The 14,010-nt window shown below is 70.0% G+C and carries 8 protein-coding genes; 6 read left to right on the top strand and 2 right to left on the bottom strand.

Going from position 1 to position 14,010, the window contains the following annotated elements; all coding sequences use genetic code 11:
• Nucleotides 1-64: 64 nt before the first annotated feature.
• Genes glgX through J2W21_RS00030 form a run of 3 tightly spaced genes read left to right on the top strand, consistent with a single transcriptional unit; the run spans nucleotide 65 to nucleotide 2,933 of the window.
• Nucleotides 65-2,134 (top strand): glycogen debranching protein GlgX, encoded by a 2,070-nt coding sequence (glgX, locus tag J2W21_RS00040; protein ID WP_307112993.1) that lies wholly within the window; start codon nucleotides 65-67, stop codon nucleotides 2,132-2,134.
• Nucleotides 2,131-2,604: a ribonuclease domain-containing protein gene (locus tag J2W21_RS00035; protein WP_373423044.1), complete on the top strand. Its 474-nt coding sequence runs from the start codon at nucleotides 2,131-2,133 to the stop codon at nucleotides 2,602-2,604. The genes glgX and J2W21_RS00035 overlap by 4 nt, the downstream gene beginning before the upstream one ends.
• Nucleotides 2,601-2,933 (top strand): barstar family protein, encoded by a 333-nt coding sequence (locus J2W21_RS00030; RefSeq protein WP_307112464.1) that lies wholly within the window; start codon nucleotides 2,601-2,603, stop codon nucleotides 2,931-2,933. The genes J2W21_RS00035 and J2W21_RS00030 overlap by 4 nt, the downstream gene beginning before the upstream one ends.
• A 14-nt stretch (nucleotides 2,934-2,947) precedes the next feature.
• Here the strand turns inward: J2W21_RS00030 and glgP are convergent, their stop codons facing one another.
• On the bottom strand, nucleotides 2,948-5,563 hold the full coding sequence (gene glgP, locus J2W21_RS00025; protein WP_307112463.1) for an alpha-glucan family phosphorylase: 2,616 nt from the start codon (nucleotides 5,561-5,563) through the stop codon (nucleotides 2,948-2,950).
• A gap of 192 nt (nucleotides 5,564-5,755) precedes the next feature.
• Between glgP and J2W21_RS00020 the strand changes: the two genes are divergently transcribed.
• From J2W21_RS00020 to glgB, 3 genes are all read left to right on the top strand, one after another.
• Nucleotides 5,756-7,783, top strand: a complete 2,028-nt coding sequence (locus J2W21_RS00020; RefSeq protein ID WP_307112462.1) for an alpha-1,4-glucan--maltose-1-phosphate maltosyltransferase — start codon at nucleotides 5,756-5,758, stop codon at nucleotides 7,781-7,783.
• A 78-nt stretch (nucleotides 7,784-7,861) separates the two neighbouring features.
• A complete protein-coding gene (gene treS, locus J2W21_RS00015; protein ID WP_307112461.1) occupies nucleotides 7,862-9,658 on the top strand; it encodes a maltose alpha-D-glucosyltransferase in 1,797 nt (598 codons plus the stop codon).
• On the top strand, nucleotides 9,658-13,530 hold the full coding sequence (glgB, locus tag J2W21_RS00010; RefSeq protein ID WP_307112460.1) for a 1,4-alpha-glucan branching protein GlgB: 3,873 nt from the start codon (nucleotides 9,658-9,660) through the stop codon (nucleotides 13,528-13,530). The genes treS and glgB overlap by 1 nt, the downstream gene beginning before the upstream one ends.
• A gap of 276 nt (nucleotides 13,531-13,806) precedes the next feature.
• On the opposite strand, the gene J2W21_RS00005 is transcribed toward glgB, so the two are convergent.
• Nucleotides 13,807-14,010, bottom strand: a 204-nt coding sequence (locus J2W21_RS00005; RefSeq protein ID WP_307112459.1) for a hypothetical protein, incomplete at its 5' end; no start/stop codon positions are given.

Raw genomic sequence — 14,010 nt, 5'->3', positions numbered from 1 at the left:
CACCGACGAGGAAGGACCACGGCCCGGCTCCAACGGGCCAAGGATGCATATGAGCATGAGCAACATGACGATGCCGCTGGCGTTCGTGGTGACGCCGTCGCAGCCGTTTCCGCTCGGCCTCACCCCTGCACGCTCCGCCGAGCAGCAGGCAACCCATACGGTCAACCTCGCCGTGTACGCTCCGGGGCTCGACGCTGTGGACGTCCACTTCCTCGACCATGACGGCACGTGGCGCAAGGCACCCCTGCCGGAGTACACGGACGGGGTCCACCACGGCCTGATCGCAGGCATCCCCGAGGGCACCCGCTACGCGTTCGCCGCCCGCACCGACGAGGCGGGGGAGGCGCCCGCCGCCGGCGAGGGGACCCTCCTCCTCGATCCCTACGGCCGCGCGGTCGCGGAGGCCGAGGGCCAATGGCTGAACGTGCGCGTCCACAACGGATTCGACTGGGGCGACGTGGAGCGGCCCTCCGTCCCCCTGCGCGACACCGTCGTCTACGAAGCCCACGTCAAGGGCCAGACCATGCTCCACCCGGACATCCCCGAGGACCTGCGCGGAACGTACGCGGGCCTCGCACACCCGGTGATGATCGACTACTTCCGGCGGCTGGGCATCACGAGCGTGCAGCTCCTGCCGGTGCACTTCCATCTCGACGAGTCGCACCTTCAGGACCTCGGCCTCACCAACTACTGGGGCTACAACACCGCCGCCTTCTTCGCCCCCCACCCGGACTATGCCACCGAGTCCGCCCGCGCCGCCGGGCCGCAGGCGGTCCAGGACGAGTTCAAGGGCATGGTCAAGCTCCTGCACCAGGCCGGCATCGAGGTGCTCCTGGACGTGGTCTACAACCACACGGCGGAGGAGGGCCAGGACGGGCCGGTCATCAGCTTCCGCGGCCTCGGGGACCACGAGTACTACCGCTGCGACCCGGAAGGCCGCTACATCGACACGACCGGCTGCGGCAACACGCTCGACTTCTCGAACCCGCGCGTGGTCCAGCTGGCCCTCGACTCGCTGCGGCTGTGGGCCGAGGAGTACAGGATCGACGGCTTCCGGTTCGACCTCGCCGTGTCGCTGTGCCGCGACGGGCAGCACTCCTTCACGGCCGCGCACCCCTTCCTCGTCGCGGCCGCCGCCGACCCGGTGATCTCGCGCACCAAGCTGATCGCCGAGCCCTGGGACCTCGGCTTCGGCGGGTGGCAGACCGGGCGGTTCCCGCTGGGCTGGTCCGACTGGAACGACCACTACCGCGACACCGTCCGCGACTTCTGGCTCTCCGACCGGGCGCAGCTCGACTCGGGCGGGCAGGGAGGGCCGACGGCGAAACTCGCCGACGCGCTCTCAGGCTCGCACGGGCTCTTCGCGGCATCGGGACGCACGGCGCTGGCCTCGGTCAACTTCGTCGCCGCCCATGACGGCTTCACCCTCGCGGACCTCACGGCCTACCACCGCAAGCACAACGAGGCCAACGGCGAGCAGAACAGGGACGGCGCCACCCACAACCGCTCCTACAACCACGGCTTCGAGGGCCCCACCGAGGTCGAGTCGATCCTCGAGGCGCGCACCCAGTCCGCCAAGAACCTCCTGGCCACGCTCATGGTCTCCCTCGGGGTGCCCATGCTCACGGCAGGGGACGAGTTCGGGCGCTCGCAGCAGGGCAACAACAACGCGTACTGCCAGGACAACGAGCTGACCTGGCTCAACTGGAACCTGGACTCCACGGGCCAGCACCTGCTCGAGCACACGGCGTGGCTCATCCGCATCCGCCGCGACTTCCTCCAGCGCCAGCCGCCGAGCTACCCGGCCCGCGAGGAGAGCAACTACTTCCACTGGTTCGGCCCGGACGGCGAGCCCATGGACCCGGGCCGCTGGCAGGACCCGCGGGAGCGGCTCCTGCAGTTCCTCCTCGGTTCGAAGGACGGCTACCTCGACGGTCTCGTGGTGGTCAACGGCAGCCCGGCGCGGACGGCGGTGACGTTCCCCGAGGCGAAGGGGCACGCGATGGCCTACGAGCTGCGCTACTCGACCGCCCGCCACGCCGAGCAGCGCATCGGCACCGTGTTCGCCTCCGGGCAGCAGGACGCCGCGGAGCCGTACTCCCTGACCATCTACCGGGCCCGGTCCGCGGCGTGACGCGGACCCTGGGCCGCGCGGCGCTGCCGCTCGTGCTGTTCGCGATGGCCCTCGCGGGCCTGCTGTCCGCCTGCGGCGGGCTGACGGCCGACGCCGGGCGGTCGCCATCCGCTTCCGCCTCCGCGTCCGCCGCGGCCGTGTCCGCCGCGGCCACTTCCGCTTCCGCCGGCCGGGCGAACCCGAGCCGGCTCCCGGAGGTGAAGGCGTCCCAGCTGCCGCGGGAGGCCCGGGACACGCTCGCCCTGATCGCGCGGGGCGGCCCGTACCCGTACAGCCGGGACGGCGTCGTGTACAGCAACTTCGAGAAGATCCTGCCGGCCAGGCCCAGCGGCTACTACCACGAGTACACGGTCCCCACCCCAGGCTCGTCGGACCGCGGGGCACGCCGGATCGTGGCGGGGAAGCAGGGCGATTCCTACTACACGGACGACCACTACGCGTCGTTCCGGTTCATCCGGGAGGACCAATGACGGCACATCGATCCCCGAAGCATCGGTCCCCGGGGGAGCACCGCCGGGTGGTCGTGCCGGCCGCGGCGTCCAAGCGCGAGGTGCTCGTCGCGTTCGGGGCAGCGCTGGGCTTCCCCGACTACTACGGCCAGAACCTCGACGCCCTCAACGACTGCCTGCAGGACCTCGCCTCTGAGCTCGCCAACGGCGAGGGGGCGCCGCTCGAGGTCGAATGGCGCGTGCACCCGGCCTTCCGGGCCACTGCCGCGTTCGCAGCAGTGGAGGGCATCCTCGCCGACGCGGTCGGCGCGAGCGAGGACACCCTCACAGTGCGCGTCGTGGACGCCTGATCAGGTGGCCCTGATCAGGCGTTGACCACGAGGCCGAGCTCGGCCTTCGACGCGAGGCCCTCGTGCCGGGGGATGACCCGGACGGTGTAGCCGAACGCGCCCGAGTGCTCGATCATCGCCGCCCCGGCGAAGACGTAGCGGCCGTTGCCGAGGTGCTCGCTCGGCTCGAGCTCCGTCAGGCCCACCCCGGTGAGCTGGTCGGCCTCGTCCACCTTGCCGTAGGCGAGTTCCACGAGCACGTCGGAGGGGTTGAGGACGCCGAGGTTGAGGTAGGTGCTGACGTTGAGCTTGTCGCCGATCTGCGGGACCTCCGAGAGGCCGCCGGAGTCGATGTGCTCGACGTGGACCTGGGACCAGTTGCTGCGCACGTGCTTGGTCCACGCGGCGAGCTCGCGCGCGGCCCGGTAGTCCTCCGCCACGGCTGCCCGGCCGGCCTGGGCCGCGGGGGTGTAGAGCTCGTTGACGTAGTCGCCCACCATCCGGTCCGCCGAGACGGCGGGGCCCAGGAACGAGAGGGTGTGCTTGATCATCGAGATCCACGAGGTCGGAGCGCCCTCGGCGCGGCCCGACGACGGCCCCGCCGCGCCGGCGGACTCCGCCCCCGTCTGCGTGCCGGCGTGCCCGTAGAAGCGCGGGGCGACTTGGGTCTCGATGAGCTCGTACAGGGCCGCGGCCTCGATGTCGTCCCGCTCATGGGCGCTCGCCCCACCGCTCGCGGTCGGGATCGCCCAGCCGTTGGAGCCGTCGTAGAGCTCGTCCCACCAGCCGTCGAGGACCGAGAGGTTGAGGGAGCCGTTGATCGCGGCCTTCATCCCGGAGGTCCCGCACGCCTCGAGGGGCCGCAGCGGGTTGTTGAGCCAGACGTCACAGCCCGGGAACAGGGTCCGCGCCATGGCGATGTCATAGTTCGGGAGGAACACGATGCGGTGGCGGACCTCGGGGTCGTCCGTGAAGCGCACGAGATCCTGGATCATCTTCTTGCCGGCGTCGTCCGCCGGGTGCGACTTGCCGGCGATCACGATCTGGATCGGGTGCTCGGGATCCAGCAGCAGCCGCTTGAGGCGCGCCGGGTCACGGAGCATGAGCGTCAGGCGCTTGTACGTCGGGACGCGGCGGGCGAAGCCGATGGTGAGGACGTCAGGGCTCAGGATCGAGTCGGTCCAGGTCAGCTCCGCTTCGCCGGCGCCGCGCTTGTGCCACGCGGCGCGCACACGCCGGCGCACGTCCTCGATGAGCCGGGCCCGCAGCTCGCGGCGGATCTGCCAGATCTTCTCGTCCGAGACGTTGAAGACCACGTCCCAACGGCCTCCGACCCCGCCGCCGGGGGCGAGGTCCTCGGCCATGGCGTTGATCCTGGGGTCGATCCACGTGGGCACGTGCACACCGTTCGTGACGGACGTGATCGGCACCTCGGAGTGGTCGAAGCCCGGCCACAGCCCGGAGAACATCTCACGGGAGACGCGGCCGTGGAGCTTCGCGACGCCGTTGGCCCGCTGCGCGAGGCGCAGCCCCATGACCGCCATGTTGAACACGGACGGGTCACCGCCCTCGTAGCTCTCCCGCCCGAGCTCGAGCACCTTGGAGGTGGGCACAGCCGGGGCCAGGCCGGCGTCGAAGAAGTACTTGATCTGCGCAGCGTCGAACCGGTCGATGCCGGCGGCCACCGGGGTGTGGGTCGTGAACACGGTGGAGGCGCGGCCGGCCACGAGCGCCTCGTCCCAGGTGAGCGGCTGGGACGCGGACATGAGCTCCTGGATCCGCTCGATGCCCAGGAAGCCCGCGTGGCCCTCGTTCGTGTGGAAGACCTCGGGAGCCGGTCCGCCGGTGAGCCGCTGGAAGATCCGCAGGGCCTTCACGCCGCCCATGCCGAGCAGGAGCTCCTGCTGGAGCCGGTGGTCCCCGCCGCCGCCGTAGAGGCGGTCGGTGATGGAGCGTGCGCCGTCGTCGTTCGCCGGCATGTTCGAATCGAGCAGCAGCAGTGGGACGCGGCCCACGTCGGCGCGCCAGATGTGGGCGTGGAGCTTCCGGCCGTTGGGCAGGGGAAGGGTCACGACGCAGGCCGTGCCGTCCGCTTCCTTGAGCAGCGTCAGGGGCAGCGCGTCCGGGTCGAGGACCGGGTACGTCTCCTGCTGCCAGGCGTCGCGCGAGAGCGACTGCTTGAAGTAGCCGGCCTGGTAGAGGAGGCCGACGCCGATCAGCGGCACACCGAGGTCCGAGGCGCTCTTGAGGTGGTCGCCTGCGAGGATCCCGAGGCCGCCGGAGTACTGGGGGAGGACCTCGGTGATGCCGTACTCCGGGGAGAAGTAGGCGATGCACTTCGGCGCCCCGGCCCCGAGCCCCTGGTACCAGCGCGGCTCCTCGAGGTAAGCACGCAGGTCTTCCTCGGCCGCGCGCACACGGGCCACCACGTCCGGGTCCAGGGCCAGGCGCTGCAGCTGCTCGCGGGTGATGAGGCCCAGCAGGCCCGCCGGATCGTGCCGGCTCTCTTCCCACAGCTCGGGGTCGAGGCCGGCGAACAGGTCGCGGGTCGGCTGGTGCCAGGACCAGCGCAGGTTCGTGGCAAGCGTGTCGAGCGCAGCGATCGGCTCGGGGAGCACGGTGCGGACGGTGAATCTACGGATGGCCTTCACCTGCGCCACACTAGCCGAGCCGCGAGCACCGATGAAGAGCGCCACGTTACATGGCGGTGAACTGCGGGTATGGGTGGGGGAGCGGGGTCACCGGCGGCCAGGTCACGTCCTTCGCAATCGTCCGCGAGCCGGGCTATCGTGACGGATGGACAGGCCTTCAGGGACCACGCCCGCCATGCGAAAGGACAACCTGTGCCCGCTCTCGAACCGCACATTCCCGGCAAGCTCCGCTTCGGCCGCTTCCCCATCACGGACGTCTTCCCCGTGGTCGAGGGCGGGGCGTTCCCCGCGAAGGCCGTCGCCGGAGAGAGCATTGAAGTCGGCGCCACCGCCTTCCGCGAGGGCCACGACGCGCTCGGCGTGAGCGCAGTCCTCTACTCTCCGCGCGGGAAGGAGAAGCAGCGCGTCCGGCTCCGCGAGCTGGGCAAGGGCCTCGACCGCTGGCACGGCATCCTCACCCCCACCAAGGAGGGCGAGTGGACCTTCACCATCGAGGCCTGGCATGACCGCTACGGCACGTGGCACCACAACGCCGCCGTGAAGATCGCCGCCGGCATGGACGTCGAGCTCATGCTCGCGGAGGGCGCGGCGCTCTTCGCCGCCGCGGCCGAGGACGAGGACCGCAGCGAGGCCGACCGCGGAACGTTCCGCTCGGCGTCGTACGCGCTCGCCGACGCCTCCCGCTCCGTCGAGGACCGCCTCGCGGCGGGCGAGGCGCCCGAGGTGCGGGCCGCCGTCGAGCGTCTCCCGATCCGCGAGCTCGTCACCGAGAGCGAGCACTTCCCCCTCCTCGTCGAGCGCGAGCGGGCGGGCCGCGGCGCGTGGTACGAGTTCTTCCCCCGCTCCGAGGGCGCCGTGCGCGACCATGCCACCGGCGCGTGGACCTCGGGCACGCTGCGCACCGCGGCGGAGCGCCTCCCCGGAGTGGCCGCGATGGGCTTCGACGTGATCTACCTGCCCCCGATCCACCCGATCGGGCGCGCGTTCCGCAAGGGCCCGAACAACTCGCTCACCGCCGACCCGGGCGATCCCGGCTCGCCGTGGGCCATCGGCGCCGCGGAGGGCGGCCACGACATGATCCATCCGGATCTGGGCACGTTCGAGGACTTCGACGCGTTCGTCGCCCGCGCCGAGGAACTCGGTCTCGAGGTGGCGCTCGACCTCGCGCTGCAGGCCTCGCCGGACCACCCCTGGGTCACGTCCCACCCCGAGTGGTTCACCACCCGGGTCGACGGTTCGATCGCCTATGCCGAGAACCCCCCGAAGAAGTACCAGGACATCTACCCGCTGAACTTCGACAACGACCCTGAGGGGCTCTCCAAGGAGATCCTGCGGATCGTGAACCTCTGGATCGACCACGGGGTGAAGATCTTCCGCGTCGACAACCCGCACACCAAGCCGGTGTGGTTCTGGGAGTGGCTCATCGGCAAGGTGGCCAAGAAGAATCCCGACGTCGTGTTCCTCGCCGAGGCCTTCACGCGGCCGGCAATGATGAAGGCGCTCGGCCGGGCGGGATTCCAGCAGTCCTACACGTACTTCACGTGGCGGAACACGCGGGTGGAACTCGAGGAGTTCTTCACGATGATCTCGAAGGACTGGGCCCCGTTCTACCGGCCCAACCTCTTCGTGAACACCCCGGACATCCTCACCGAGTACCTCCAGTTCGGCGGCTGGCCGGCGTTCAAGATCCGGGCGGTCCTCGCCTCGATGGCCAGCCCGCTGTGGGGCGTCTACGCCGGCTACGAGCTGGTCGAGCATGTGGCCCGCCCGGGCGCCGAGGAGTACATCGACAACGAGAAGTACGAGTACAAGCAGCGGGACTGGGCCGCCGCGGAGGCCGCGGGCCGTTCGCTCGCGCCGTACCTGACCCGGCTGAACGAGATCCGGCGCGCGCACCCGGCGCTCATGGACCTGCAGAACCTCACCCTGCACTCGAGCACCGACGACGCGACCGTGGTGTTCTCCAAGCACAAGGAGAACGCGGACGGGACGAAGGACACCCTCATCGTCGTGGTCAACGTCGATCCCCACTCGTCCCGGGAAAGCACCGTCACCCTCGACCTCCCCGCGCTCCACCTCGACCGCGAGGCCCTCGACCTCGAGGGCAGGTTCCGCGTCGACGACCTCCTGTCCGGGCAGTCGTGGATGTGGGGGGAGCACAACTACGTGCGGCTCGACGCACACGCCGAGCCGGCGCACATCCTCCACGTGCGTCGGTAGCCGGTCCTTCAGACGCCGCGCTAACGTGGCGTAGACCCGAACCAGCGTGACCCGCCGTTAAGGAGACCTGAAGAGTCCATGAACATCGGCCAACAGGCACAGCCGAACTTCAACGTCAACGCACCAGGCCTCAAGCACGATCCCTTCTGGTACAAGAAGGCGGTCTTCTATGAGGTCCTCGTCCGGGCGTTCAACGACGCGAACGGAGACGGCTCCGGGGACATCCAGGGCCTGATCGACCGTCTGGACTACCTGCAGTGGCTGGGCGTCGACTGCCTGTGGCTGCCGCCGTTCTTCGAGTCCCCGCTCCGCGATGGCGGCTACGACGTCTCCGACTACGAGTCGGTGCTGCCGGAGTTCGGCTCGATCAGCGACTTCCAGCGGCTCGTGGCCGAGGCCCACGCCCGCGGCGTGCGGATCATCATCGACCTCCCGCTCAACCACACCTCGGACCAGCACCGCTGGTTCCAGGAGTCGAGGCGGGACCCGGACGGGCCGTACGGCGACTTCTACATGTGGAGCGACACGGACGAGAAGTACCAGGACGCCCGCATCATCTTCATCGACACCGAGGAGTCCAACTGGACCTTCGACCCGATCCGGCGGCAGTTCTTCTGGCACCGCTTCTTCAGCCACCAGCCAGACCTGAACTTCGAGAACCCCAAGGTCCAGCAGGCGATCTTCGACGTCGTGCAGTTCTGGCTCGACCAGGGCGTGGACGGCATCCGGGCCGACGCGATCCCGTACCTGTACGCGGAGGAGGGGACGAACTGCGAGAACCTCCCGGCCACGCACGTCTTCCTCGCCCGGCTGCGGGAGTTCATGGACCACAAGTACCCCGGCCGCATCATCATCGCCGAGGCCAACCAGCCCCCGCACGAGGTGGTGGAGTACTTCGGCACTGAGACTGAGCCCGAGTGCCACATGGCCTTCCACTTCCCGATCATGCCGCGCCTCTACTACGCGCTGCGTGACCAGAAGGCCCAGCCGATCGTCGACACCATGGTGGACACCCCGGCCATCCCCGGCGGTGCCCAGTGGGGCACCTTCCTGCGGAACCACGACGAGCTGACCCTCGAGATGGTCACGGTCGAGGAGCGCGAGGCGATGCTGGGGTGGTACGCCTCGGATCCGCGGATGCGGGCCAACGTCGGCATCCGCCGCCGCCTGGCCCCCCTGCTGGACAACTCCCGCGCGGAAATCGAGCTCATCAACGCGCTCCTGCTCTCGCTGCCGGGCAGCCCCTTCCTCTACTACGGCGATGAGATCGGGATGGGGGACAACATCTGGCTCGAGGACCGCGACGCGGTGCGCACGCCGATGCAGTGGAACCCGGACCGCAACGCGGGCTTCTCGACGGCGGACCCGGGCAAGCTCTACCTCCCGACGATCCAGTCGTTGGTCTACCACTATGGGATGGCGAACGTGGAGGCCGAGATGGCACACTCCGGCAGCCTCCTGCGGTGGATGCGCAACATCCTCGGGGTGCGCCGCGCGCACCCCGTGTTCGGACTGGGCGGCTACCGCAACGTCCCCGCGGACAGCGAGCGGGTGCTGGCCTACTTGAGGGAGATGCCCGACGACGAGGCGCACGGCAGGCGCGGCGAGGCCATCCTGTGCGTGTTCAACCTCGCCGGGCACCCCGTGGCCACCGCGCTCGACCTGCCCGAGTTCGCCGGGCGCGGCCTGCGGGACATCTTCGGCGGGGAACCGTTCTCGCAGGTGGGGCCGGACGGGCGCTTCCACGTGACGCTCGGCGCGCACGGGTACTTCTGGCTGCGCGTCCGCAACGCCGCCTCCGTGCCGACCAGCCCGCTGACCACGGCGCTGCCGGTCATTGTCCCGGAGTCCCCGGCGGGGGAGCTGGTCCAGTGATGGACACCGAGACCCGCGCCCTCTTCCCGTCACTCGAGGCGCTTCTCGCCGAGTGGATCCCCGAGCAGCGGTGGTTCCCGGCCAAGGGCCGCGACGTCGAGTTCGAGCCGGCGGGCGGCCTCGTGCTCTCGGGCGGGGGCCCCGACGCCCCGCGCCTGGAGGTGCACCTCATCCGGGCCAGCGCCGGCCGGCTCGACACCGTGCTCAATGTGCCGCTGAGCCTGCGCCGCGAGCCCGCTGAGGGCGACGAGGCCGCCCTCATCGGCAAGGTGCGCGGACCGGGCGGGACGGTCGTCTGGGTGTACGACGCGGTGCACGAGCCCGCGTTCTCGGCAGCGCTCCTCGCCCTCATGGAGGACGGTGCCGCGGTCGCGGGCGACCACGCCGACGCCGTCGGCTCCTCGAGCGGGCAGGGCGGCCTCCCTTCCGGCGCCCTCACCTCCTCGGTCCTGCGGGGGGAGCAGTCGAACACGTCGATCGTGGTCCGCTCGGCTGCCGGCGATGCGATGGTCAAGGTCTTCCGCCAGCTCTCGGAGGGGCTCAACCCCGAGGTGGAGCTCGGGGCCGCCCTGGCCCGTGCCCGCGCCACCGACGCCCCGACGGCGCTCGGCTGGATCGACGTCGGCTGGGAGCGCCCCCAGGGGGGCCGCGCGCAGGGCCAGTTCGCCGTCGCGCACGAATTCCTCGCCGGCGGCGCGGACATGTGGGGGGTTGCGCTCGACGCTGCCGCGGACGGCCGGGACCTCTCGGACACGGCGCGGGGGCTCGGGGCAGCCACCGCCCGGATCCACACGGCGCTCGCGACCACGCTCGGGACAGAGACGCTCGATGGCCCCGCCGCCGACGCGTTCGTCCAGCGCCTCTCCGAGCGCCTGCGGGCCGCCTGGGCCGAGGTCCGAGGGAGTGTGGGCGTGCCGGATGCGGCCCTCGACGCCCTCCTGGCGGCGCTGCCCGCAGCCAGGGAGGGACTCGTCCTCCAGCGCATCCACGGCGACCTGCACCTGGGCCAGATCCTCCACTTCGCCGGCAGCGAGCGGCCCTTCGCCATCCTCGACTTCGAGGGTGAGCCGCTCCGGCCCGTCGCCGAGCGCAGCCTTCCCGACGTGGTGCTCCGGGACGTCGTCGGGATGCTGCGCTCGTTCGACTACGCCGCCGGGGCCGCGCGCCGCACCGATCCCGCCGCGCGCGTGCCCGAGGGATGGGCCGATGCTGCGGGGCGGGCCTACTGGGAGGGCTACGCCTCCGTGGCCGGGGGCGACAGCCCCTTCGGCACCGCGCTCTTCGACGCGCTCTGGCTCGACAAGGCGCTCTACGAAGTCTCCTATGAGGAGCGGAACCGGCCAGCGTGGGCCGAGATCCCCCTGCACGCGGCACGCACAGCGCTGGGGGCCTGGCTTCCGGGCCGGGAGCAGGACCGATCACGGGAAGGCATCCCCGGCGGGCCCGCAGGCACGCCGGACGAGACAGCAGTCGGGGCGGCGGCACCGCCGCCCGGAGAGGAGGCGCACGTGGCACACGGAGAGCACGCAGGGGGAGCGGCGCAGGGCGCTGCAGGCCAGACTGCCGCACAGCACGATGGCGCGGTCCGCGCCCGGAGCCTGGCAGGGGACGCCGTGGAGGCGCCCTCGGCCATCGTGCCCGGCGCCGGCGAGAAGGCGCCCATCCCCGTCGACCGCGACGTCCTGGCCAAGGTCGCAGCCGGCGCCTTCCACCAGCCGCACGCCGTCCTCGGTGCGCATCTCGACGGTGAGGGCACGGTGACCATCCGCGCGCTCAAGCACCTCGCGAGCTCGGTCACGGCCGTCACGCCCCAGGGCCGCGTCCCGCTGGACCACGAGTCGCACGGCGTGTGGGTCGGGACCGTTCCGGAGGCCGACGAAGGCCACGTGCCGGACTACCGGCTCGAGGTCGAGTACGGGGACGGCCACCTTGTGACCGTCGACGACCCGTATCGCTACATGCCCACCATCGGCGAGCTCGACCTCCACCTGATCGGGGAGGGACGCCACGAGGAGCTGTGGAAGGCGCTCGGCGCCCACGTCGAGAGGCACCACTCCGTGCTCGGAAACGTCGAGGGCACGTCCTTCAAGGTCTGGGCGCCGAACGCCCAGGCCGTCCAGGTGAAGGGCGACTTCAACGGCTGGGACGGCCGCGAGCACGCGATGCGGAGCCTCGGGACGTCGGGCGTGTGGGAGATCTTCATCCCCGGCGTTGTAGCAGGGATGTGCTACAAGTTCGGGATCCTTACGCGCCACGGCCACTGGGTCGAGCGCGCAGACCCGATGGCGTTCGCCACCGAGGTCCCGCCGCTCACCGCCTCACGGGTCGACGAGTCGAACTACGCCTTCAAGGACGACGAATGGATGGCCGCGCGGGCACTGAAGGATCCGCACAACGCCCCCATGAGCGTGTACGAGGTGCACATCGGCTCGTGGAAGCCGGGGCTGGGCTACCGCGAGCTGGCCGAGGAGCTCGTCGAGTACGTCACGCACATGGGCTTCACCCACGTCGAGTTCATGCCGGTCGCCGAGCACCCCTTCGGCGGCTCATGGGGCTACCAGGTCACGTCCTACTACGCGCCGAGCTCGCGCTTCGGCCACCCCGACGACTTCCGCTACCTGGTCGACCGCCTCCACCAGGCGGGGATCGGCGTGATCGTGGACTGGGTCCCCGCGCACTTCCCGAAGGACGAGTGGGCCCTGGCCAAGTTCGACGGCGAGCCGCTGTACGAGCACGCCGACCCGATGCAGGGCGAGCACCCCGACTGGGGCACCCTCATCTTCAACTTCGGGCGCACCGAGGTTCGCAACTTCCTGGTGGCCAACGCGCTCTACTGGCTCGAGGAGTTCCACATCGACGGGCTGCGGGTGGACGCGGTCGCATCGATGCTCTATCTGGACTACTCGCGCCAGGAGGGCCAGTGGCGGCCCAACCAGTACGGCGGCCGGGAGAACCTCGAGGCCATCTCGTTCCTCCAGGAGACGAACGCGACCGCCTACAAGCGGAATCCCGGCATCGTGACGATCGCGGAGGAGTCCACCGCCTTCCCCGGTGTCACGAAGCCGACCTCGCTCAACGGACTCGGATTCGGCATCAAGTGGAACATGGGCTGGATGCACGACTCGCTCCAGTACATGCACGAGGACCCGATGAACCGGTCCTGGCACCACAACAAGATGACCTTCTCGATCGTGTACGCGTTCAGCGAGAACTTCCTCCTGCCCATCAGCCACGACGAGGTTGTCCACGGCAAGGGGTCGATGCTGCGGAAGATGCCGGGAGACCGGTGGAAGCAGCTTGCCAACCTGCGTGCGTTCTACGCCTTCCAGTGGGCCCACCCGGGCAAGCAGCTGATCTTCATGGGCTGCGAGTTCGCGCAGGAGGCCGAGTGGAACCAGGAGCACGGGCTCGAGTGGTGGATGGCGGACCTTGAGCCGCACCAGGGGATTCAGCGGCTCTTCCGCGAGCTCAACTCGGTCTACCGGTCCACGCCGGCGCTGTACGAGAAGGACAACGACCCGTCCGGGTACGAGTGGATCCGTGGCGACGACGCGGAGCGCAACGTCATCTCGTTCATCCGCTGGTCCGACGACGGCGCCCCGCTCGTGTGCGTCGCGAACTTCGCCGGCAACCCGCACATCGACTACACCGTGGGCCTGCCGCAGGCGGGACGCTGGCGTGAGCTGCTCAACACGGATGCGACAGAGTTCGGCGGCTCGGGCGTGACGAACGGGGGGCTCGTGGTCGCGGAAGCGAGGGAGTGGGACGGCAAGCCGGCCTCGGCAGTCCTGACGCTTCCCCCGCTGGGCGTCGTGTACCTCGTTCCCGACCTGTCCGCCGAGGCAGACGGGGCAGCTGAGGCCGCCGAGTAGCCGGGGCCGGCCGACGGATACCGGGACGATCGCCGGTGGCTGTGGGGAGGGGGTTCGCCCCCTCCCCACAGCCGTTGAAGGCAGGTTGGCGTTGGCCGCGCGCCGGTGGTATAGTTCTATCCGCGCCGGACGCCGGGGAACAACCCGGAAGGCGCAACCAACCCCGTCAGTTCGCGAACAGTCATCGAGCCGCAAGGCACGGTTTGACTCGGAGAGGGCGAGCGGGTAGGTTTGAGAAGTTGCTCCGGGAGGGCCTGGCTGGTTCTGGTCTGGTTGTTACCGGGTGCGGCGTGTTGTTTGAGAACTCAATAGTGTGCCAAGTTTGTTGATGCCATTTTTTTGGTTGTCAAAGTTGCCTGTTGCTGTGCACCCCCGTGCATGGTGGCGGGTGTTTGATGCCGGATCATTTTCTGCCGGCCGGGGTGCCTCATTTTCCTGGGGTTCCTGGTTGGCGTGTTCTTTGACGGAGAGTTTGATCCT

Origin of the sequence: Sinomonas atrocyanea (assembly GCF_030811715.1) — a bacterium.
GTDB classification, from domain to species: domain Bacteria; phylum Actinomycetota; class Actinomycetes; order Actinomycetales; family Micrococcaceae; genus Sinomonas; species Sinomonas atrocyanea_A.
The sequence above is the reverse complement of the archived record's forward strand: the minus strand, read 5'-3'. Positions and strand labels throughout refer to the sequence as shown.